19 protein-coding genes and 1 riboswitch are annotated in these 21,625 nt (G+C 73.0%); of the genes, 12 read left to right on the top strand and 7 right to left on the bottom strand.

What is annotated here, in order from left to right:
- Positions 1-13: 13 nt before the first annotated feature.
- On the bottom strand, positions 14-823 hold the full coding sequence (locus OG711_RS34515; RefSeq protein ID WP_266512317.1) for an aminoglycoside N(3)-acetyltransferase: 810 nt from the start codon (positions 821-823) through the stop codon (positions 14-16).
- Between the two features lie 355 nt (positions 824-1,178).
- Here OG711_RS34515 and OG711_RS34510 point away from each other — a divergent pair, with 355 nt between their 5' ends.
- Entirely contained in the window at positions 1,179-2,429 is a 1,251-nt protein-coding gene (locus OG711_RS34510; RefSeq protein WP_329562547.1) for a serine hydrolase domain-containing protein, read from the top strand.
- A gap of 91 nt (positions 2,430-2,520) precedes the next feature.
- Here the strand turns inward: OG711_RS34510 and OG711_RS34505 are convergent, their stop codons facing one another.
- Both OG711_RS34505 and OG711_RS34500 read right to left on the bottom strand, forming a co-directional pair.
- The gene (locus OG711_RS34505; RefSeq protein ID WP_329562545.1) at positions 2,521-3,564 is read right to left on the bottom strand and encodes a dihydrodipicolinate reductase; all 1,044 of its coding nucleotides are present in this window, start codon (positions 3,562-3,564) and stop codon (positions 2,521-2,523) included.
- A gap of 399 nt (positions 3,565-3,963) precedes the next feature.
- Positions 3,964-4,482, bottom strand: a complete 519-nt coding sequence (locus OG711_RS34500) for a GNAT family N-acetyltransferase (RefSeq protein ID WP_329562543.1) — start codon at positions 4,480-4,482, stop codon at positions 3,964-3,966.
- A 266-nt stretch (positions 4,483-4,748) separates the two neighbouring features.
- On the opposite strand from OG711_RS34500, the gene OG711_RS34495 reads away from it, so the two are divergent.
- Complete coding sequence (locus OG711_RS34495; protein ID WP_329562541.1) at positions 4,749-6,395, top strand: sensor histidine kinase; 1,647 nt, start codon at positions 4,749-4,751, stop codon at positions 6,393-6,395.
- Between the two features lie 139 nt (positions 6,396-6,534).
- Complete coding sequence (locus OG711_RS34490) at positions 6,535-7,203, top strand: response regulator transcription factor (RefSeq protein WP_329564225.1); 669 nt, start codon at positions 6,535-6,537, stop codon at positions 7,201-7,203.
- Between the two features lie 182 nt (positions 7,204-7,385).
- Here the strand turns inward: OG711_RS34490 and OG711_RS34485 are convergent, their stop codons facing one another.
- Positions 7,386-8,054, bottom strand: a complete 669-nt coding sequence (locus OG711_RS34485) for a DedA family protein (RefSeq protein ID WP_329562539.1) — start codon at positions 8,052-8,054, stop codon at positions 7,386-7,388.
- A gap of 477 nt (positions 8,055-8,531) precedes the next feature.
- On the opposite strand from OG711_RS34485, the gene OG711_RS34480 reads away from it, so the two are divergent.
- On the top strand, positions 8,532-10,181 hold the full coding sequence (locus OG711_RS34480; protein ID WP_329562537.1) for a TlrC/CarA/OleB/SrmB family ABC-F type ribosomal protection protein: 1,650 nt from the start codon (positions 8,532-8,534) through the stop codon (positions 10,179-10,181).
- An 83-nt stretch (positions 10,182-10,264) separates the two neighbouring features.
- Here OG711_RS34480 and OG711_RS34475 read toward each other — a convergent pair whose 3' ends face one another.
- A complete protein-coding gene (locus OG711_RS34475; protein WP_266512333.1) occupies positions 10,265-11,059 on the bottom strand; it encodes a DUF1963 domain-containing protein in 795 nt (264 codons plus the stop codon).
- Positions 11,060-11,341: 282 nt separating this feature from the next.
- Here OG711_RS34475 and OG711_RS34470 point away from each other — a divergent pair, with 282 nt between their 5' ends.
- The 3 genes from OG711_RS34470 to OG711_RS34460 all read left to right on the top strand — a co-directional run bounded on the left by OG711_RS34470 (position 11,342) and on the right by OG711_RS34460 (position 14,142).
- A complete protein-coding gene (locus OG711_RS34470; protein ID WP_266512336.1) occupies positions 11,342-12,157 on the top strand; it encodes an inositol monophosphatase family protein in 816 nt (271 codons plus the stop codon).
- A gap of 128 nt (positions 12,158-12,285) precedes the next feature.
- A complete protein-coding gene (locus tag OG711_RS34465) occupies positions 12,286-12,705 on the top strand; it encodes a MerR family transcriptional regulator (RefSeq protein ID WP_329562535.1) in 420 nt (139 codons plus the stop codon).
- Between the two features lie 117 nt (positions 12,706-12,822).
- The gene (locus OG711_RS34460) at positions 12,823-14,142 is read left to right on the top strand and encodes an MFS transporter (protein WP_329562533.1); all 1,320 of its coding nucleotides are present in this window, start codon (positions 12,823-12,825) and stop codon (positions 14,140-14,142) included.
- A gap of 31 nt (positions 14,143-14,173) precedes the next feature.
- On the opposite strand, the gene OG711_RS34455 is transcribed toward OG711_RS34460, so the two are convergent.
- Positions 14,174-14,935: a DUF4184 family protein gene (locus OG711_RS34455; protein WP_266512347.1), complete on the bottom strand. Its 762-nt coding sequence runs from the start codon at positions 14,933-14,935 to the stop codon at positions 14,174-14,176.
- A gap of 190 nt (positions 14,936-15,125) precedes the next feature.
- Positions 15,126-15,300: riboswitch (cobalamin riboswitch) on the top strand.
- Positions 15,301-15,345: 45 nt separating this feature from the next.
- On the opposite strand from OG711_RS34455, the gene OG711_RS34450 reads away from it, so the two are divergent.
- The 5 genes from OG711_RS34450 (at position 15,346) to OG711_RS34430 (ending at position 19,526) form a co-directional block, all read left to right on the top strand.
- A complete protein-coding gene (locus OG711_RS34450; RefSeq protein ID WP_329562530.1) occupies positions 15,346-15,732 on the top strand; it encodes a (2Fe-2S) ferredoxin domain-containing protein in 387 nt (128 codons plus the stop codon).
- A 56-nt stretch (positions 15,733-15,788) separates the two neighbouring features.
- On the top strand, positions 15,789-16,775 hold the full coding sequence (locus OG711_RS34445) for an ABC transporter substrate-binding protein (protein WP_329562528.1): 987 nt from the start codon (positions 15,789-15,791) through the stop codon (positions 16,773-16,775).
- A 104-nt stretch (positions 16,776-16,879) separates the two neighbouring features.
- On the top strand, positions 16,880-17,881 hold the full coding sequence (locus OG711_RS34440; RefSeq protein ID WP_073795925.1) for a FecCD family ABC transporter permease: 1,002 nt from the start codon (positions 16,880-16,882) through the stop codon (positions 17,879-17,881).
- Entirely contained in the window at positions 17,878-18,705 is an 828-nt protein-coding gene (locus OG711_RS34435; protein ID WP_329562526.1) for an ABC transporter ATP-binding protein, read from the top strand. The genes OG711_RS34440 and OG711_RS34435 overlap by 4 nt, the downstream gene beginning before the upstream one ends.
- Positions 18,702-19,526, top strand: coding sequence for a (2Fe-2S)-binding protein (locus OG711_RS34430; RefSeq protein ID WP_329562524.1), 825 nt, complete (start codon positions 18,702-18,704; stop codon positions 19,524-19,526). Before OG711_RS34435 ends, OG711_RS34430 begins: the two co-directional genes overlap by 4 nt.
- An 88-nt stretch (positions 19,527-19,614) precedes the next feature.
- Here the strand turns inward: OG711_RS34430 and OG711_RS34425 are convergent, their stop codons facing one another.
- Positions 19,615-21,600, bottom strand: coding sequence for an ABC transporter ATP-binding protein (locus OG711_RS34425; protein ID WP_329562522.1), 1,986 nt, complete (start codon positions 21,598-21,600; stop codon positions 19,615-19,617).
- Positions 21,601-21,625: the final 25 nt, after the last annotated feature.

Genomic DNA, 21,625 nt, shown 5'->3' with positions numbered 1-21,625 from the left:
GCGCCGCACCGGATCAGTCATGCGCGGGCCACGGCCGGTGCTCCGCGAGCCAGCCGGTGGCGTGGGCGACCGCGTCGGCGAGCGGGAACAGCCGGGCCTCGGCCGCGCCCACCGGGCCACGGACCACGGGGTGTTCCTTCTCGAACGCCGCGCCCAGCTCGTCGAACCGGTCCTCGCGGATCGCGACGTCCCGCACGGTGGTCCAGCGGCGGCCCCCGGACGTCATGACCGCGAAGGAGTTGTCGGCCGTCGGCGACGGCACCCGGTACTCGGCCAGATGGAACGCGGTGCAGGCGCCGTAGCCCGTCCCGAGCAGCAGCACCCGCGCCCCGGCCGCCTCCAGCCGGGCGAGCGGGCTGCGCTCCCCGAGGCGGCAGTCCGGTGCGTGGCCGTCCGTGATGCCCGTGGCACGCGGACCGACGGCCGCGAAGGAGGTCTGCGGATGCGCGCTGCGCACGGCTCCCGGCCAGCCGCGCACCGTCTCCGGGACGATCCCGACCCCGAAACAGGGGGTGAGGTCCGCGTCGTACGGGGGCATCGACCGGCGGATGTCCGCCCACCATGACTCGGGCACCGGCGGGTTCACCCACCCGGCGGGGTCCGAGTTGTCACCGGAGTGCGTCGGCACCACGAGGGTCCCGTCCGTACCCAGGACATCGAGGAGCGCGCGGACGACGGTGACGGCGCCGCCGCACACCCAGCCCAGCGAACCGAGGGAGGAGTGCACGAGCAAGGTCTCGCCGGGGGTCACGCCCAGCCCCCGCAGTTCATGGGCCAGCGACTCACGTGTACAGAGCGGCCCGGCCTGGAGCGTCGTAGACATGACGGCGAGTGTGCACCGCCCGCGCCGTCCCGACCAACGGATTTCAGAGCCGCTGGGCTGCGGGCAAGGTGGAGCGGATACCACCACGGGGGGGATATCCCGCTCCCGTGCGGACGGGGAGCGCGCGCCATGGTGGGGCACCCGTCTCCCTTCCTACGCTCCAAGTACGGCCGAACCCCGGGGCAGTGGCCCCGCCACCACGGCGCCCACCACCGCGTCCGCCCACCCGTGCCCCCCGCACCGGCGTACCCGGAAGGCCGTGCCACCGGCGGACCCGCCCGTCCACGGGCGGGTCCGCCGGTGGCGTACGACGGTGGACACGCGAGGTGTCCCGCACGAGGTAAGGAGACCTTGGATGAACGACCGCTCGCCGAACCCGATGTCCCGACGGGCCGCCACGCGCGCCGGGGTGCTGATGCTGGCCACAGCCGGCCTGGTGGGCACCCTGGCCCCGCAGGCACCCGCCGCTTCCGCCGCACCCGCCGCACCCGCCGCTTCCGCCACGCCGACCACCGGTGCGCCGGCCCGGGTCACCGGCGTCGATCCGGCCGAACGGCTGCGCGTACTGCGGACGGTGGTAGACAGCGGGGCGGCCACCTGGGACATGGCCCGGATCGTGGAGGGCGGCCGTACGGTGTGGAAGGGCGCGGCCGGCACGGCCGTGCGGGGCACCGGGCGGCAGGTCGACCCGGCCGGACGGTTCCGGATCGGCAGCATCACCAAGACCTTTACCGCCACGGTGGTGCTCCAACTGGTCGGCGAGGGGCGGATAACGCTCGACGAGCCCGTGGAGACCTACCTGCCCGGAGTGCTCCCCGACGGTGACCGCATCACCGTCCGCCAACTGCTCAACCACACGAGCGGCCTGTACGACTACACCGACGACCCCCGGTACGTCCCCGTGGACGACGCCGGGCTCGCGCGCTGGGTGCGTACCGACCGCTGGCGGACGTACTCGGCGGCGACGATGGTGGCCGAGGCGTCCGAGCGTGCCCCACACTTCCCGCCGGGGCAGGGCTGGCGGTACTCCAACACCAACTACCTCGTCGCCGGGATGCTCGTCCAGCGAGTGACGGGCCGCACCTGGAACCAGGAGGTGGAACGGCGGATCGTCCGCCCGCTGCGGCTGCGGGACACGTCCATGCCATCCGCCTCACCCCTGATCCGGGGCCCGCACGCCCGCAACTACACCCGGCTGCCAACCGGTCCGGTGGACACCACCGAGCTGAACCCGTCCGTCGCCGGGGCGGGCGGGGCCGGTGTCTCCTCCACGGCCGACCTGGCACGTTTCCACTCGGCCCTGTTCCGCGGCACCCTGCTGCGCCCCGCCGAGCTGACCGAGATGAAGCGCACCGTCCCGACCGGGCTCGGCGTGCGGTACGGGCTGGGAATCCAGCGCCTCGACTCACTCGACGGGCTGGGCTGCGGGCCGCTGTGGGGCCACGCGGGCGGCATACACGGCAGCGCGGCCTATCTGTTCGGTGACGCGGACGGCCACCGGCAGGGCGTCACCGCGGTGAGCCTGTACGGCAGGGCCGACACCAACGCGATCGTCACCCGGTTGAACGAGGCCGTCGCCTGTACGGGGAAGGGTGGCGCGGCGTAGCGCCCGGCGCCCGCCGCCGCATCGGGGTGACCCGGTCCGGCGGCGGGCGGCGCACCGGGCCAGGACCGCCCTACGGCCAGTTCGGGCCAGGTCAGGCCAGATGGAGGCCCGTCCAGTAGCGCAGTTGGGGCAGCTGGTCCACGGTGACGATTCCCGGCCTCGCCGCGATGACGTCCGGGATCCTGTTGACGAGGCTGGCGCAGGTGGTGTGCGCCGTACTCAGATCACTGTTGCGCAGATGCAGTGTCGGCTTGCCCGATCCGTCCGTGACCCGCCACTCGTTGTAGTCCGTCTCATGCTCGTCGTAGACCTTCCCCTGCGAGCTGACGGAGAGCGTGATCCCTTCCTTTGTCCGCAGGGTGTCGGTGTCGGTGTAGCCCAGAAGGGTCCCGCTGCGCACCGTCGTGCCCAGGGCCTTGCTGTGGACGTCCCGCTCGGCGAGCACCGGCTCGGTCACGCATTCCGCGGTGCCGTCCGGGGTCAGACCGACGGCTGCGGCCAGGGCGTACAGCGAGTAGTGGGTGAAGCTCGGCGGCCGTTCGGTGCCGGCCAGCCAGCGGCTGAAGTCCTCGGTGGTCGTGCCGACCCGCTGCTGCTCCGCGAGGGCGGGGCCGAAGTCGTCGACGTTCCAGGCGAGCCGGCCCTCGATCCCGCCGAGGTCATGGGTCGACCCCGCCAGCACGCTGATGAGGTTGACCCAGTAGGCGTCCTGGTGCCCCGTGCCCGTCACGGTCACACCGTGCTCCCGGGCCAGCGTGTCCAGCTCCCGGGCCAGCGGATTGTCCGTGGCGAAGGGGTACAGCATCTCCTCGGCCAGCGTGATCACATGGGCCCCGGCGCGGACCGCGGTCGAGAAGATCCCGAACTGGGTGTCGTCGAGGTAGGTGCTGACGGTGACGACCACGATGTCGGGCGCGGCCTCGTGCAGGGCCTGCGAGGCGTCGCCGCGGGCCGGGAAGGTGAGCCCGGGGACACCGGCCAGGTCCCCCAGGTCCCGCCCGTCCTTGTCGGACCCGGGGCGGACGATCCCCGCGACGACGCGCGCGTGGCGGCGGTAGAGAATCCTGACGATCTCCAGCCCCATCGCCCCCAGCCCGTACACGGCGACGCGCGGGCTTTCCTTGACCTCGGGCATGGAGTTCCTCCTGATGGGTCCGGGTTCATCGCTCCCCGCACGGCACGCGTCCCCGGTCGGGTCACCTCCGCGCGCTCCCGCGCGGAACGTCGCGAACACGGCCCCGTGGGAGCCGCTTCGACGCCGCCAGTATGTCGCAGCGGAGGGGACCGGACACCCGAACTGCTCAGCAAGGAACGGGAGTTCGAGCGAGAAAGCCCTGTCGCCGCGTCTCTTGAACGCTCCCGTCACCGCACCCCGCGTCCGGCGGGGGCCGTGCCCCGCGCCCGGTCACACCGGCCGGTCCCGCGTCCTCGCGGTTCGTCGCGGGCCGTCCCGCTCGGCCTCGGTCGCCGTGGGCCCGTCCGGCACCCGGCGGGCCCCGTCCCGCACCCAGCGGTCGTCGCGGGCCCGTCCCGCTCACCCTCGGTCGTCGGCCCGCGGTACGGAGAAGACGAGCTCGGGCCGGTCCCAGTGGACGGCGGGCGGCCTCGCCGCGACGGTGCCGGTGCGCCGCGCGCCCGCTGCGAGGTAGAAGCCCTCGGACGGCGGATGGGAGACGACGCGTACGGAGTCGAGCCCCGCTTCCCGCGCCCGGTCCAGCATGTGCGCGACGAGCGCGCGGCCGATCCCCCGGCCCTGCGCCCGGTCCGCGACGAACATCAGGTCGAGCTCGGCCGGGCCGAGGAGCAGGGCGTAGAAACCGAGGAGCGCCCCTTCCTCCGGGCCTTCCCCCAGCGCCGCGAATACCTCGTGGGCCTCGATGTAGTCGGGACCCACCCGGTACCCCGCGATCATCGGCGCGTACGGCCCCTCATAGGCACGCGAGCCCCGGACCATCGCGGTGAGCCGCTTGGCGTCCCGGGCGGTGGCACGCGCGATCCGTACCGGGGCAGGGCCTGCCGCACGTCGGCCGCGCCCTGTCATACGTGATGCCATGGTTCGAGTATCACATCCGCTGATCGTCGGCCCTCAGGCCGATACCTGGAGCCCGCGACGCCGATGGGCCCGGGACGCGGCACGGGTGGCCACCGGGGAGCAGCCGCGAACGGCGGCGGACCGGACCCCCGGCGGACGGTGCTCGGACCAAGCGGTGCATGCCCACCGACGCCGGAGCGATCCCGGTGGGCGCGCTTCGGCGGACCGCGCCACCGACCCGCTCACCCCCACAGCGGCGGCTCGCCCGGCTGATAGCGTGCCTCCGCGTGACGTGGCCCCTTTCTCGAAGCAGCACCCGGCCCGCCGCGCGGAAGGTCGCCCCGCGCGGCCCTCGCCGCCTCATCGAGGACGTGGGGCTGTGGGCGGTTCTCACCCCGTCGGCCGTCCCTCTGGCCCTGGACCGGCGCGATGCCCCCACGTTCTGGTGGGAGCTGGCCGGGCTGCTGGCGCTGATCGCCACGGCGGTGCTCAGCCACCGCCGTTTCCCGGCACTGGCGATGTTCGGCGCCGCGGTGCTGGTCATGGCCAACGTCTGGTTCTCGCTCACCCTGCTGGTGATGAGCTGTCTGGCCGGACGCCGGATGCCTTCCCCGCGCCCGGCGCTGCTGACGTTCGCCGCGATCCTGGCGTCGGGATCGGTGCTGAACCTGGTGCTGCGCGCCGAGGCGTGGGCCTGGTTCACCACCCTGTGCGCACTGCCTCTGGTCATGTTCTTCCCCTGGCTGGCGGGCCGGTACCTGCGTCTCCAGCACGAGGTGGTGGTCAGCGGGTGGGAGCGGGCGGCCCGGCTCGAACGCGAGCGGGATCTCCTCGCAGGACAGGCCCGACTGCTGGAACGGGCGCGTATGGCCCGGGACATGCACGACTCCCTCGGGCATCAGCTGGCCCTGATCGCCCTCCAGGCCGGGGCCCTGGAGGTGCGGTCGGACCTCGCGCCGCAGCATCTCGCTTCCGTGGCCCGGCTCCGGGAGTCCGCGGTCCGGGCCACGGACGGTCTGCGCGAGACGATCGGCGCCCTGCGCGACGACGCGGAACCCGTGCCCGCAGAGCCCTTGGACCGGAGCATCCCCGAACTGGTCGAGGAGGCGCGGACATCGGGAATGACCATAGACCTACGGGAGGAGGGCGAGGCGGAGCTGTCGGACCTGACGGACCTGGCGGCCCGGCGTGTGGTGCTCGAATCACTCACCAACGCGGGCAAGCACGCACCGGGCGGCGTCGTCACCGTCGAGGTACGGCACGGGACGCGGGAGAGCACCGTACGTGTGACGAACCAACCTCCGCCGGGCCTCCCGTCACGAAGGCCAGGGCACGGCGGTTCGGGACTGGTCGGCCTGGACGAACGAGTGCGGCTGGTAGGCGGCACCTTGCGTTCGGGGCCGCTGGACGACGGCGGTTTCGAGGTGTACGCGCTACTCCCGCAGCAAGTGCGAGCCGCGACACCGGCCGGCCCGGGCCTCACCGTCGGCCCGCCCTTGAACCCGTCCGCGAGCCTGACGGGGAGCCGGTCCTCGTGCCGGACCGTGAGCCTGCGGCACGAGGTCGGACAGGCGCGGCGGCGCACGCGCCGCGGACTGGCGCTCACCGTCGGGGCGCTGGCGGCCGGGGTCGCCATCGCGGCGGCGCTGGCCCTCTCGCTCGTCCTCCGCACGCTCGACTCCTCCCTGCGGCCCAGCGAGTTCGAGCGCGTCGAGGTGGGGCAGTCGCGGCAGTTTTTGGAACGCGCGCTGCCCCGCCACGAGTACGAGGAGGGTGAACGAAGCGCGGCGGGAGGCGCCCGTCCGCCCAACGGCGCGAACTGCCGGTACTACCGCGCCACGTCGGACATCTTCACCCCGGCCGATGTCTACCGGCTCTGCTTCGTCGAGGACCGGCTGGCGTCGAAGAACGCGTTCCCGCCCCAGGACCACTGACCCAGGACCAATGACCAGATCAAGGGACAAGAGCCCCTACCGCAGATGTCGTTGGCCGATCCGGCGCCACGGGCCGCAGCGCGCCGAACACCGTAGGATCGAATGGTCGGAAGTCCGCACGGGACGGGAGCGGCCGGTGGTGGTACGGGTCGTCGTCGCCGACGACGAGGGGCTGGTGCGGGCCGGTGTACGCGCGATCCTCGACTCCGCGAAGGACATCGAGGTCGTCGCCGAGGCCGAGGACGGGCTGCTGGCTGTCGAGATGATCCGTCGGCACCGGCCCGATGTCGTACTGCTGGACGTACGGATGCCGAACCTCTCGGGACTGGACGCCATCTCGGGCATCCGCGCGATCTCGCCGGACACCGCGGTGATCGTGCTCACGACGTTCCTGGAGGACGACTACATCGCCGGGGCGCTCCATGACGGCGCCCTCGGTTTCATGCTCAAGGCGGCGGACCCCCGAGAACTCATCGACGGAGTACGGGCGGTGGCGGACGGCGCGGCGTATCTGTCGCCCCGGGTCGCGCGTCGTGTGATCGCCGGGCTCGGGGCCGGCCGGATGAACCGCGAGGCGGCGGCCCGCAAGCGGGTGGCCGGGCTGACCACGCGGGAGCGCGAGCTGCTGGGGCTGCTCGTGGCGGGGCTGTCCAACGCCGAGGTGGGACGCCGGATGCATCTGGCCGAGGGCACGGTGAAGAGCTACGTCAGCGCGATCCTGAGCCGTCTGGAGGTCAGGAACCGGGTCCAGGCGGCGATCATCGGGCATGAGGCGGGCCTCGCCCCGCAGGAGCCGTCATCGTCCTGACCGACGGACGGACGAGATCCGTACGGACCGCCGGGAACCGGCCCGGGGGGCCGGCCCTTCCCGGCGGTGGACCCGGCTGGGAGGGAGCCGGACCGGCGCGGAACACAGGAACGCGGGAAAATGGGGAAGGAGCCACCCGACGGACACCCGGCGGGCGTCCCTCCCCCGATCCTCCCCCTCGTTCACTTCACCTGTCGGGCGCGCTTCTCCTTCCGCAGCCCGGAGACCCGGGTCCAGACGAACACGACGAGACCGAGGGCGACACCGCCGAGCACGACCCGCTCCATGATTCCCGCGTAACCCTCGACCCGGTGCCAGTTGTTGCCGAGGCTGTATCCGGCCATGACCAGGACGGTGTTCCAGACCGCGCTCCCCAGCGCGGTCAGAGCCACGAAGGTCAAGATCGGCATCCGGACGACTCCGGCGGGGATCGAGATCAGACTGCGGAAGATCGGCAGCACCCTCCCGAACAGGACGGCCTTGGTGCCGTGCTTGGCGAACCACTCCTCGGTGCGGTCGTAGTCGGAGACCTTCATCAGGGGGATCTTCGCGATGATCCGGCGCAGCCGGTCCCGGCCGAGGAGCGCGCCGAAGCCGTACAGCGCGAGGGCGCCGACGACCGAGCCCAGGGTCGTCCAGATCAGCGCCTCGGCCAGGCTCATCCGTCCCTGGCTTGCGGTGAACCCGGCCAGGGGAAGGAACAGTTCGCTGGGGAGCGGCGGGAAAAGGTTCTCCGCGAAGACGGCGATACCGGCGCCGGGCCCGCCCAGGTCCTCCATCAGGTCGACCAGCGTACCGGCGAGACCGTCGAGTTCGGGTTCGGCGGAGGAGGCGAGAGGCAGAGCGGACAACGTGTACTCCCATGGATCGGTCACAGCTGGACGATGCACCGGGCCGAGGACGTTTCCGCAGGTCGAACCCACCGGAAGGCCCTCGCCCAGGCCGGTACCGAGCCTAGGTCCCCCGCTCGCCGCCCCGCACCGGACCAACGTCCAGCTCCGGTACCCACTTTCGTTGGGGTCCCCCACCCACCCTCCCCCACATCCGCCTGAGCAGCCAATTCCGCCTGCGCGCGATCCCGCTCTGCGCACACGGGCGCGTACGCGGGCCGCCCCAGGCGTCCGCCCCAGGTGTCCGCCCCGGCCCGGCAAGGGTCTGCCGACCGGGGAAATCCCCTTGAACGCCGAGGCCGCGCCCGCCTATGTTGAGGTGTATGGGAACTCTGTGACGGCCCCCCGCGCGACCGTGTCGAGCTGTGCTCCGCCGTCGTCGCGTTGATCCGTCCTCGAATCCGTTCTTCCGGCCTGGCCGAGAACAGGGGCTTTCCCATGCACCCAGCACATTCCGCACAGCTCTTCCTGCACGCCGCCACCAAGCGGTACGACGACCGCACCGTGCTCGACCAGGTGTCCTTCGGTCTCGCGCCCGGTGAGAAGGCGGGCGTCGTCGGTGACAACGGTGCGGGGAAGTCCACCCTGCTCCGGCTTCTCGCCGGGGCGGAACGCCCCGACGCGGGCGAGGTGACCGTGTCCGCGCCCGGCGGCTCCGGGTATCTCGCCCAGTCGTCCGGTCTGCCGCCGGAGGCCACCGTCCAGGACGCCGTGGACGCGGCACTGGCCGAACTACGTGTGTTGGAGGCTGCGTTGCGGCGGGCGGAGGCCGCGCTGACCGAGGCTCCCACGGGCGCCGCACTGGAAGAGCGCCTCGCCGTGTACGCGCGGCTGACCGAGCGGTACGAGGCACGCGACGGCTACCGGGCCGACGCCCGTGTGGACACCGCGCTGCACGGGCTGGGCCTGCCGGGGCTGGCCCGGGACCGGCGGCTGGGGACACTCTCCGGCGGCGAGCGGTCGCGGCTGGCGCTGGCCGCGACACTGGCGTCCCGGCCGGAGCTGCTGCTCCTGGACGAGCCGACCAACGACCTCGACGACCAGGCGGTCGGCTGGCTGGAGGAGCGTCTGCGGGCCCATCGCGGCACCGTCGTCGTGGTCACCCATGACCGGGTCTTCCTGGAACGGCTCACCACCACGGTCCTGGAGGTCGACGGCGGACGGGTGACACGCCATGGCAACGGCTACGCCGGCTATCTCGCCGCCAAGGCCGCCGAACGCCGTCGGCACCGGCACCGGCACGACGAGTGGCGTCGGGATCTCGACCGCAGCCGCCGTCTGGCCGAGTCCAACATCGCCCGGCTGGACGGCATCCCGCGCAGGATGCCGAAGGCGATCTTCGGCTACGGCGGGTTCCGTGCGCGGGGGCGCGCACATGGTGCGATGAGCCGGGTCCGCAACGCCAAGGAGCGGCTGGAGCGGCTCACGGCGAACCCGGTGGCGCCACCGTCCGACCCGCTCTCCTTCATGGCCCGGATCACCACCGCGGGCGGTCCGGGCGGCGAAGGGCCGGTCGCGCGGCTCGACGGTGTCGTGGTGACCGGACGGCTGCATGTCCCGGAGCTGAGGATCGGCCCGTCCGAACGGCTGCTGGTCACCGGCCCCAACGGCGCCGGCAAGACCACCCTGCTGCGGCTGCTGGCCGGGGAACTGCGGCCGGACGCCGGTGCGGCACACGTATCCGGAAGGGTGGGGCATCTACGGCAGGAGGAGACCCCGTTCCCCCCGTCGCTGACCGTACTGGGGGCGTTCGCCCACGGCCGCCCCGGTGACCGGGACACGCACGCCGACCAGCTGCTGTCGCTCGGCCTGTTCGGCCCGGACACGCTCGGACTGCGCGTCGGTGAGCTGTCGTACGGACAGCGGCGCCGTATCGAACTGGCGCGGCTGGTCAGCGAACCGGTGGATCTGCTGCTGCTGGACGAGCCGACCAACCATCTCTCCCCGGCGCTGGTGGAGGACCTGGAGGCGGCGCTGACCGGCTACGCGGGCGCGGTGGTGCTGGTCACCCACGACCGCCGGATGCGGTCACGGTTCACCGGCTCACGCCTGGAACTGCGCGAGGGCGCCGTCACCGGCGGCCGGTAGATCACGGCCGTGCGGCGGCAGGGAAGCCGCGCCGCCCGGAGGGGTGAGGGCCGTCGGCTGCGGGCCGGACCTCCGGGCAGGCGCTAGTGGCAGTCGTACCGGTACGCGTTGGGGAGTTCCGGGCACTGTCGGCACAGGAAGAGATAGATGCCGCCCGCGTCGCCCATGGCCATGTCGAGATGTTCCTCCCCGGTGACGCTCAGGAGGTGTTCCATCCGGTGGCCCTCGTCGCAGGACGGCCAGTCGGGCGGCTGGGTCCACGCCGGGTAGCCGCCGACCTTGTTCCGGGACACACACGCCACCTCGTTGTAGAAGGAACCGTACTTCTCCTCGAACTCCACTACGTACGGCAAGAGTTCACCGGGCAGGTCCTTGTCCGGGTAGTCGACGACGACGGTCGGTGTCAGGGTGCACGCAGGACGCGGCATGAAGTCCAGTTCGTACTCGCCCCCGGGCGGCTGGGGGACATCCCGCAGGACACCGGCCGCCCGGGCCTCGGCCTCGTCGCGCCAGTGCAACGCGGGGAGCGCGACGTACGACTCCTCGGGGTGGATCAGCGGGCACCAGACCACTTGCAGCACGTCCTTGCCCTCGGGGAACCGCAGTTCGGGCACATCGCGCGCGAACAGCTGGACGACCGGCACCACGGGGACCGGTCCCGCCGGGGACTCTTCGTCGTACGAGGTCCGGTGTCCGGGCTGCTCGCAGTAGGGCCAGGGCTCGCCGGCGGGCCAGAGCAACGGGCCGCCGATGGAGCTGTCACCGACCCCGGGCGCCCCGGGCTTCGGGGACAGCATCGTCGTCCGCATGGCGAGGGAGGCCAGCCCGGGTATCAGCTCACCCACGTCGAGCGGTGTCGTGTGCGGTCCTTGGATCACGGTGGTTCCACTCCCGGGGATGGCGGTCGGTTCCCGGCAACGTACCTGTCGGCACTGACATCGCGGCGGGCCCGGACCGGCGGCGGGCGCGACCGTGCTCATTGCGTCGACATCCCCGCGACCCCTCGGAGTTGGGGCCGCGCGCTTCAGCGGGAAGACGTACAGGCCGCGCCCGGAGCCCGCACGCAATCGTGGCGACCCCGATCCGGTTCCCCTCGTACTCGTACGGGTACTCGTACGGGCTCCCGACCCCGACGGGACGGCCGCGGATATCCTGCGCGCATGCCGATCACGAACAGGGAATCCGACGCGCGGCTGGCCGTGGCGGCGGCGCAAGCGGGTGCGGCCGTGGTCCGTGACATGTACGGGGAACCGTCGGCGCGGTTCGAGAAGGGCGCCGGTGACTTCGCGACAGCGGCGGACCTCGCGGCGGAGAAGGCCGTTCTGGACGTCATTCGGGGCGCACGTCCCGATGACGCCGTGACGGGCGAGGAGAGCGGGCGCACCGGGGCGGCCGACGCCGAGCGCCGGTGGCTGGTCGATCCGCTGTGCGGGACGTTGAACTACGCCGTGCGCACGATGCTCGTGGCGGTGAACGTGGCGCTGCGAACCGGGGCCGGCACCACCGTGGCCGCCGCGGCCGACCCGTTCAACGACGAGGTGTTCTGGACCGACGGTGAACACGCCCGGGTGCGGCGCGGCGGTGCGGACGAGGTGCTGGTGCCGTCGGCCGGTTCGCGGCTGGTGGACGTCAATCTCGATCCGCCGTTCCCGAACGCACCGGATTTCCGGGCGGCCCGTCTCCTCGCCGACCCCGTCTTCGGCGAGCACTTCCGGCCCCGGGTCGTCTCCACGACCCTCGCGGTGGCCTGGGTCGCCGCCGGGCGCAGGGCCGCCTACGTCACCGACGGACGGCCGTACGACAGTGTGCACTTCGCCGCCGGGATCGCCTTGTGCGAGGCCGCGGGCTGTGTGGTGACCGCGCTCCACGGACAGCCCCTGGGCGCCGGCGCGGACGGGCTGATCGTGGCGGCGGACCGGCGGACGCACACCACCTTGCTGGAACTGGTCAGGAGCCAGGTCCCGGCCGAACGCTGAACCCGGCACGCGGGTCGCCACGGTCATGGGGTGCGCGGCGGCGCCGTGTTCCCCTGGACCACGCCGCCTGCCGCCGGAGACCGGGACGCGGACATGCGAATGCGGGGATGTGGGGACATGGGGTGGGGATGACGATGCGGATGCGGATCGGGGAACTCGCGGAGCGCGTGGGCGCCAGCACTCGCTCACTGCGCTACTACGAGCAGCAGGGGTTGCTGTCCCCCACGCGTGACAGCAACGGGTACCGGGAGTACGACGAGACCGCGCTCGTGCGCGCCCGCAACATCAAGGAACTCCTCGCGGTGGGACTGACCACCGAGGACGTGCTGCACTATCTGGAACGGGGCTGCCTGGAACAGCCGCTCGCGCAGACCCCGCGGTGTGCGGGCGAGAGCGACACCATCCACAGGCGGCTGGAGTCCCTGGACCACCGGATCGCCCGGCTCCAGGAACTCAGGGACCGGCTGGCCCGGCACAGCGCCACCGTCGACGCGGCTGTCGACTCCCGGAAGGCACCGAAGGCGCGGGAGGAACCGAAGGCGCGGTAGGCACGGGAGGCCGGACGGAAGTCCAAGAACCCGTTAGGGCGACGGGGCGAAGGTGATGCGCGGGCGCGGCGGGCACGGTTGACCTTGACACAGGCGTCAAGGTCCTAGCGTCGGCGCATGACTTCCGGAAGCAACAACACAGCAGGTCAGCGCGGCACGGGGTGGCTGATATGTCTGCTGCTGACGACATTCGTCATCGGGACCGACGACTTCGTGATCGCCGGTGTGCTGCCCGAGATCGCCGCGGACCTCGGCGTCGGTGAGGCGGCGGCGGGGCAACTGGTCACCGTCTTCTCCCTCACCTACGCCCTCGCCGCTCCCCCGCTCGCGGTGGCCACAGCGCGGCTGCCCCGAAAGCCCCTGATCGTCGGCGGTCTGGCCGTCTTCGCGGCGGCCAACGCCGTCACCGCCTTCGCCCCCGACCACACGAGCCTGATCCTCCTGCGGATCGTCACCGCGCTGATCGCGGCGACCATCACCCCCGCGGTGTTCGCCGTGGCGGCCCGTGCCGCGGCCCCCGAACGCGTCGGGCGGGCGATCGGTACCGTCGCCGCCGGACTGACCGTCGCCCTCTTCGTCGGTGTGCCGCTGGGCACCCTGCTGTCCTCGGCCTTCGGCTGGCGTTCCACGTTCGTCGCCGTCGCCCTGTTCAGTACGGCGGTCGCCGTCGCGTCCTGGCGGCTGCTCCCCGTGCTGCCCGGCGCACCCGCGATCGGTGTCCGCCGCCAGTTGCGCATCCTGTCGCGGCCTGCCGTGCTGCTCTGTGTCACCGGCACGGTCCTGGGCGCGTCCAGCGGTCTGATGACCTATACGTATATCGCCCCGCTCACCCGCGACATCACCGGGAGCGGTGGGGCGGTCCTGGCCCTGTTGATCTCCGTCATCGGTGTGTCCGGGGCCGCGGGGACCTTCCTGGGCGGGCGGCTGACCGACCGCTGGGGCGCGGACCGGGCCCTGCTGGCCACCTTCGGCGGGCTGGTGGCCGCCACGGCGGCGCTGGCCGCGACCGGTGTGCTCACCGACGAAGCCCCTGTCTGGCTGCTCGCCGCCGTCCTCGCCGTCTGGGGATTCGCGGCCTGGGGCTTCAACCCCCCGATGAACACCCGCGCCCTGCAACTGGCCCGGGACGCGGAGGCCGAGGCGGTCGCCCTGAACACCAGCGGTCTCTATGCCGGTATCGCCGTCGCCGCGGCCGTCGGCGGCTGGGCGGTCTCCGCGCACGGCGGTACAGGGGTCGCCGTGACCGCCACCGGTATCGGGCTGCTGGCGGCACTGGTCATCGCCTGCTCGGTCCGCCGCTACCCGAGCGGTACGGCCGCCGATCCGGGCTCCGGGTCCGATTCGGTGTCGGGCCTTGGGCCCCGGTCCGGTTCAGAGCACGAGCCCGACTCCGGGTCCACGTCCGGCGCGCGACCGCCGTCCACGCCGTCCCGCTGAGGAGAAGGCGGCGGGGCGGCGGTGCCGGTGCTCAGGTCGCCGGGCGCCCGGCCCGGGTGCCGACCGTGCGGCGCAACAGCCCGTATCCGGCCAGGGCGAGGACGGCGCCGGTCATGGCCCCGATGGTGGCGCGTACCAGGGAGGCGTGGAAGCCGCCCTGCGTCGAGATCGCCACGGACAGCACGGCGACGGCGGCGGCGCCGAGTACCACGGCTCCGGCCAGGAGGGCGGGCCGGGCGGGCGGGGCGAACCGCTCGGGCACCGGTCCGGCGGGGGTCCGCCGGAGCCAGCGGCCGGACCAGATCAGCACGGCGAGGCCGCCGAGGGACGAACTGGTCCACTGGGCGATCTTGAAGGCGGGGATGCCCTCCGCGACCTCGGTGGTGAGCGCGGGGACCAGTTCCACGCCCCAGCCTCCGGCGTGGGTGAAGGCGTCCCACACGACATGGGTGAGCGCGCCGAGGAGTACCGACACGACGACGGCGAGGGCGCCGCGCCAGGACAGGCGCGGGGGTCCGCACAGGGGCGCGACCCGGGCGCGCACCGCCGCGGGTGCGAGCGACACGAGTGGTTCCAGGAGCAGCAGCCGGAAGACGGCGAGGGCGAGGAGCGCGAGAGGCAGGTCGATCGCGACGATCCCCCAAGCGCTGTGGGTGGCCTCGCGTCCGCCCGGCCGGAGCAGGACGAAGTAGAGGAGGTCCGGGGACATGGCACCGGCGGCGAGCGCCGAGGGCACCAACGGTCCCCGGGCGACGGGTATGACGGCCGCGAGATGGGAGAGCGTGAAGGGCACGGCGGATATTTGATCATGGGCGTCGCGGGCCCGTGAACGCCCGGGGCGGTGGTGTGCGCGGTGGTCCGGCCGGGTGGCCGGTACGCGGTCCCGCCACCCGGCCGGGGCCTCGGTCCGGCCGCCCGGTCGGACCGGGCGCCGTGTGACCTGCGCTGCAACCGCGCCCCGGGCATACGATCCGGCCGCGCGGTCTGTCATGATGACGCCGATAGGCGACGGCGGATCGAGGAAACCGGTGTGAATCCGGTGCGGTCCCGCCACTGTGATCGGCGAGCGGACCCCGAACAGACCACTGCCCGTACGCGGGTGGGAAGGCCGGGGCGAGCGTTGACCCGAGAGCCAGGAGACTCACGCGGTCGCCTCCTCGACAGAACTGGGGCGGATCTCCCCAGGGGGGAGTGTGGGTCGCAATGCCCGAAGGGCAACGTTCCGGGGCTCCGGCGCCGTGCCGGGTCGTCGTGTGCCGGGACTGCTGCTGCGGCAGCGCGAAGGTGACCGGTGTCGATCACGCGGCGCAGGTCGCCGCGTTGAGCAAAGACCTGCCGGTACGGATCTCCGAGTGCCTGGACGTCTGCGACCAGGCGAACGTGGTGGTCGTCCAGCCCTCGGCGGTGGAACGCGCCGCCGGCGCCCGTCCTGTCTGGCTCGGCCTCGTCAACGACCCCGCCGCGACCGGCGACATCGTCGCCTGGGTACGGGCGGGCGGCCCCGGGGCCGCCCCGCTGCCGGAGATCCTCGACCTCTACGCCTTCACCCCGCCGCGGCGGGTCCGTGGCGCGTCCGCCGATCCCCGCTGAACCCTTCCAACCGACCGCGGCGCACGGGCGTACGCGGTGAGAGGACCGACCACACCATGGCGAAACGCTCTCTGTCCCTGCTGGCCGCTGCCGCCTTCCTGGTGGCGGGCTGCGGTGGTGGCACCTCCGGTGACCGGGACGACCCGGCCGCGTCGGGTGCCACGGCCGAGGGCTTCCCCGTCACCGTGACCAACTGCGGGGTGAAGACCACGTACCAGCGTCCGCCCGAGCGCGCGGTGACGCTGAACCAGCACGCCACCGAGGTGCTGCTGGCGCTCGGTCTGGAGAAGTCGATGGTGGGCACCGCCTATCTCGACGACAAGATCCTGCCGGAGTACCAGGACGCGTACGAGGGGATCAAGGTGCTCTCGAAGGAGTACCCGTCGTTCGAGGTACTGCTCGACGCCGAACCGGACTTCGCGTACGCCGGGTTCGCGAGCACCTTCGACGAGAAGGAGGGCCGCGGCCGGGCCGCGCTGACGAAGGCGGGTGTCAACTCCTATCTGAATGTGGAGGAATGCCCGACCGGTCCGGTGACGATGGCGATGATCGACGAGGAACTGCGCGCCGTCGGGAAGATATTCGGGGTCCCGGAGCGCGCCGAGCGGGAGGTCAGGAAGGCGAAGGCGGCGCTCGGGGCGGTCGAGAAGAAGCTCGGTGACGTCGATCCGCTGAAGGTGTTCGTGTACGACAGCGGCGACAAGACGGCGTTCACCGCGGGCGGCGCGGGCGTCGGCAACGAGATGATCAAGGAGGCGGGCGGGGCGAACATCTTCGCCGATCTGGACAAGCAGTTCGGTGACGTCTCGTTCGAGCAGGTCGCCGAGCGGGCCCCCGAGGTCGTCGTGATCTACGACTACGGGGACCAGCCCCTCGCGGCCAAGAAGAAGTTCCTGCTGTCGCATCCGGCGCTCCAGGACGTGCCCGCCATCAAGAAGAAGCGGTTCGCGGTGCTGCCGTTGTCGTCGACGGTGCTCGGTGTGCGGGTCCCGGCGGGCGTGGAGTCGCTGGCCCGGCAGCTGCACCCGGACCGGGTCCGGTGACGGGCGCGCCCCGGTCCTCGGGGAACGTCGTCCTCGGCAGTGCCGCCAAGGCTCCCGGACCGGGCACCGTCCCGGCCGGGGGCCGGGGCCGGCCGCCGTACCCGCTGGTCCTCGCGGGGCTCGCGGTACTGGTGGTGCTCGCGGCGACGGCGGGTGTCGCGGCCGGTTCCATCAGTGTCCCGGCCGGGCAGGTCTGGGGCATGCTCCTGCACCAGGTGCATCCGGGGCTCGCCGAGGTCACGTGGACCCCGGTCCGCGAGACGATCGTGTTGGACGTGCGGCTGCCCCGGGTGCTGCTGGCCGGGGTGGTCGGCGCCGGGCTCGCCGTCTCCGGGATGGCGCTCCAGGCCCTGGTCCGCAATCCGCTGGCCGATCCGATGCTGCTCGGGGTGTCCTCGGGCGCGTCGGTCGGCGCGGTGTCGGTACTGGTCCTGAACATCACGGTGTTCGGGCTGGTGACCCTGCCGGTGGCGGCGTTCGCGGGGGCGCTGGCGGCGCTGGTCGCGGTGTACTTCCTGGCCCGGTCGGGCGGCCGGATGACCACGATCCGGCTGGTGCTGGCGGGGGTGGCGACGGCGGAGGTGCTGTCGGCGCTGGCGAGTTTCCTGATCGTCACGTCCAACGACCCGCACAAGACCCAGTCGGCGCTGCGGTGGATGCTCGGCGGGCTGGCGGGCACCACCTGGTCGATGCTGTGGATACCGGCCGTGGTGGTGCTGGCCGGTACGGCGGTGCTGCTCGGGGTGAGCCGTCCGCTGAACCTGCTGCTGGCCGGTGAGGAGGCGGCGACCGCCCTCGGGCTGGACGTGCACCGGTTCCGGGCCGCGCTGTTCACGCTGGTGGCGCTGATGATCGGCACGATCGTGGCGGTCAGCGGGCAGATCGGGTTCGTCGGGCTGATCATGCCGCATGTGGTGCGGCTGCTGGTGGGCGCGGACCACCGGCGGGCGCTGCCCGCGGCGGCGCTGCTGGGCGCGGCGTTCCTCATCATGACGGATCTGGCGGCCCGCACCCTGATGAGCCCGGAGGAGGTGCCCGTCGGCATTCTCACCGCGCTCGTCGGCGGCCCGTTCTTCCTGTGGCTGATGCGAAGGAGGACCTCATGACGGCGCCGCTGACGGAACCTCAGGCACTTGTGCCCGGTCTGCTCGAACTCCAGGACGTGTCGGTGGTCATGGGCGGCCGGGCGCTGGTGGACGGGGTGTCGCTACAGGTGGCCCCCGGGGAGGTGGTCGGGCTCGCGGGACCCAACGGGGCGGGCAAGTCGACCCTGTTGCGCACGGTGTACCGGACGCTGCGGCCCACGTCGGGGCGGGTGCTGCTGGACGGTGGCGATGTGTGGGCCATGCCCGGCAAGCGGCTGGCGCGGCGGCTCGCCGCCGTTCTCCAGGAGAGCGCCGGGGACTTCGAGCTGTCGGTGTACGACGTGGTGGCGATGGGCCGCACCCCGCACAAGCGGGCCTTCGCGGGTGACGACGCCGACGACCGGGCGGTCATCGCGGCGGCGCTGGCGCGCCTCGATGTGGCGCCGCTGGCGCAGGTGCCGTTCGACCGGCTCTCCGGCGGGGAGAAGCAGCGGGTGCTGATCGCCCGCGCCCTGGCCCAGCGCACCGGGACGATGGTCCTGGACGAGCCGACGAACCATCTGGACCTGCGCCATCAGCTGGACGTGCTGCGGCTGGTGCGTGAGCTGGGCGTCACGGCCGTGGTCGCCCTGCACGACCTGAACCTCGCCGCCGCGTTCTGCGACCGGGTGTGTGTGATGCGGGCAGGCGGGGTGGTCGCGCTCGGCTCCCCCGCCGAGGTGCTCACGACCGGGCTGCTGGCGGAGGTGTACCGGGTGGACGCCGAGGTCACCGAGCACCCCCGTACCGGCGTCCCGCACATCACCCTGCTGACGGGAACGGCACAACCACCGGACCGCCCATGACAGGGCCCCGTCTCCCGGACCCGGCACGGTCCCGCGTCCCCGACCCGGCAGGCCCCCGTCCCCCGCGCACGACGGAGTCCCGCCCCGGTGACCCGCCGCCGGGAGCGTCCCCGGACGGTGTCCCGGCGGCGGAGGTCGGCGCCGCGCTGCGTGACGTGGCGGGGCTCGGCGGCTTCTTCGCGGTCCGGCTCGGCGGCCCCGACGGGGGCTGGCACCCCGTCACCGAGTCGTACGCGCGCGGGTTCCCGGACCTGGTCGCCGCGACGGCGGCCCGGCACCGCAGCCCCGAAGCACGGCTCGGGGCGTCGATCGCCCAGCTCGGGCACGCGGCCCGGCTGTGGTCCCCGGTGCTGGCGTGCACGGTCCTGCACGGGATCGTCCCCGATCTGTCGGGGCTCCAGCGGGCCGACGAGGGTCCGGCCCTACGGCTGCCGGCGCCCGCCGGACGGTACGCGGCGCGGGTGCCCCGGCTGGCCGACGAGCTGTACGGGATCGTGATGACCGGCCAGCTGGAGGTGCTGCGGGCCGGGCTGCGGGTCAAGGTGGCGCCCCGGCTCCTCGACGGCAATTCCGCGTCCGCGCTGGTCGAGGCGGGCCGCGCGATCCTCGCCGCCCACCCCGCCGCGCGGGAGCCGCTCACCGTCCTCGTGGACGATCTGCTGCGCACCGGGCGCCTCGCCGGGACCGGCCGGGTCACCGGTCCGGCGCTGACGTTCCGGCGCCGCAGCTGCTGTCTCTACTACCGGGCCCCGGCGGGCGCCAAGTGCGGCGACTGCGGGCTCGCCGACCGCACCGACGGCGCCCCGGGCGACCGGCCCTAGGAGGGTCGGACCGCCTTGACCGGCAGTCGCAGGTAGGACGCGTGTTCCCCGCCGGTGTGGATGATGTGCTGTCCGGTGTTGGCGGGGGTTACTCCCGCTGCTCCCCCGCCGCGCCCGCGTACTCCACCTCCGCCGACGGCGACGGCGACGGCGACGGCGTACGGGCACCGGGGTCCCCGGGGACGCCGGACATGTGCAGGGCCTCGACCAGGTCGCGGTAGAGGCGGTCCGCGCGCAGGAGTTCCTGATGGGTGCCGACCGCGCGGACCCTGCCGTCCTCCATCACGACGATGCGGTCCGCGCTGATCACGGTCGACAGCCGGTGGGCTATGGAGATCACGGCGGCCCGGTCGGCGTGGGCGCGGACGTACTCGGTGACGGCCGCCTCGGTCAGGGCGTCGATCTGCGCGGTCGCCTCGTCCAGCAGCAGCACATCGGGAGCGCGCAGCAGGGCGCGGGCGAGTGCCACCCGCTGCCGCTGGCCGCCGGAGAGGGAGGTGGCGGACAGCTCGGTGTCGAGCCCTTCGGGCAGCGCGCGGGCGTGGTCCCCCAGCCGGACCTCGTCCAGGACGCGGTACAGGTCGTCCTCCGCGGCGTCGGGGTGGCCGAGGAGCAGGTTCTCGCGGAGGGTGCCGGGGATCAGCGGGGTGTCCTGCTCGACGTACGCGAAGCGGGCGCGCACCTCGGCCGCGGACAGTTCGGTGTACGGGGTGCCGTCGAGGCGCAGTTCGCCGTGCTCGGCGTCGAGGAAGCGCAGCAGCAGGGAGAACAGGGTGGTCTTGCCCGCGCCGGAGGGGCCCACCACGGCGGTGTGGCCGCGCGCGGGGACGGCGAGGTCCAGGGAGCGTACGGCGGGTTCGGTGCCGGGGGCGTACCGGGCGGTGACCGCGCGCAGTTCGAGCACGGGGCGGTCGGCGCGCGGCGCGGGGAACGTCTTGCCGGGCGGGGTCGTGGGGTGCCCGGCGGGGGCGGCGGGGGCGGTCTCCAGGGGGATGGCCTCCACCTCGCGGATGCGGGCGGCGGCGGCGATGCCGGACTGGAGGGCGGTCATATGGGTGGACAGTTCGGTGACGGGTCCCATGAGGGTGAACATGTAGAGCAGGAAGGCGATCAGGCTGGAGACCTCCAGATGTCCGGCCGAGACCCGCCAGGCGCCGAAGCCGAGGATGCCGATGACGGCGAGCTGGATGCCGGCGAAGGCGACCGTCCAGGCGACGGCCTCGCGCCGGACGGCGCTGGTGCCGTGCGCGGCGGCCGTGCGCGCGTGGACGACCACGCGGTCCGCCATGCGTTCCTCGGCACGGGCGGCCTTGACGGTCCGCAGGGCGCGCAGCGCGCCTTCCAGCGCGCCGCCCATCCGCCCGAGAGCTTCCTGCGCCTTCTCCTGTTCGGTGGCGATGCCCGGCATCAGCAGCAGGAAGACGACGGCGATCACGACGACCGCGCCGGTGGTGACACCGAGCAGCACCAGGTCGAGGGTGCCCATCAGGACCAGCGTGCCGACCAGGAGGACGGCTCCGTTGATCAGTCCGACGACGCTGGAGGACGCGGCCTCGCGCAGCAGGACGGTGTCCGAGGTGACACGGGTGGCGAGTTCGCCGGTGGAGCGTCCGGACAGGGGAAGCAGGGCGGCGCGGAAGTAACGCCGGACGACGGACTCCCGGGCGTCGAGGACGATGCGTTCGGCGACGGTGCCCAGCAGGATCGCCTGCCAGAGGCCGACGAACGCGCCGACGGCGAGCAGCGCGAGCAGGACGGTGATCGGCCAGGCCAACCGGACGTCCCCGCTGAGGGTGTCCAGCACCGCCTTGGTCGCCATCGGGGTGGCCAGTTCCATCGCGGAGCCGAGCAGGGCCAGCACCAGACCGAGGGCGAGCCTGCCCTTGTGGGGGCGGGCGAAGCTCCACAGCACCCGCAGCCGGACGAAGGCGGGCCCGCCGCGCGCGGGCGGGTCGGAGGCGGGCGGGTCCCGGTCGGGCGCGGACGTGCCGGACGCGGGGGCGGTGGGGGCGGGCGCGGTGGTGGACGCGGTCGGCGCTCGGCCGCCCGCCGGTTCAGAAAATAGGTCACTCATGCCCTAAAGTGAAGCATGACCGCCC

The sequence above is a fragment of the Streptomyces uncialis genome, assembly GCF_036250755.1.
In the GTDB taxonomy this organism is placed as follows: domain Bacteria; phylum Actinomycetota; class Actinomycetes; order Streptomycetales; family Streptomycetaceae; genus Streptomyces; species Streptomyces uncialis.
The sequence above is the reverse complement of the archived record's forward strand: the minus strand, read 5'-3'. Positions and strand labels throughout refer to the sequence as shown.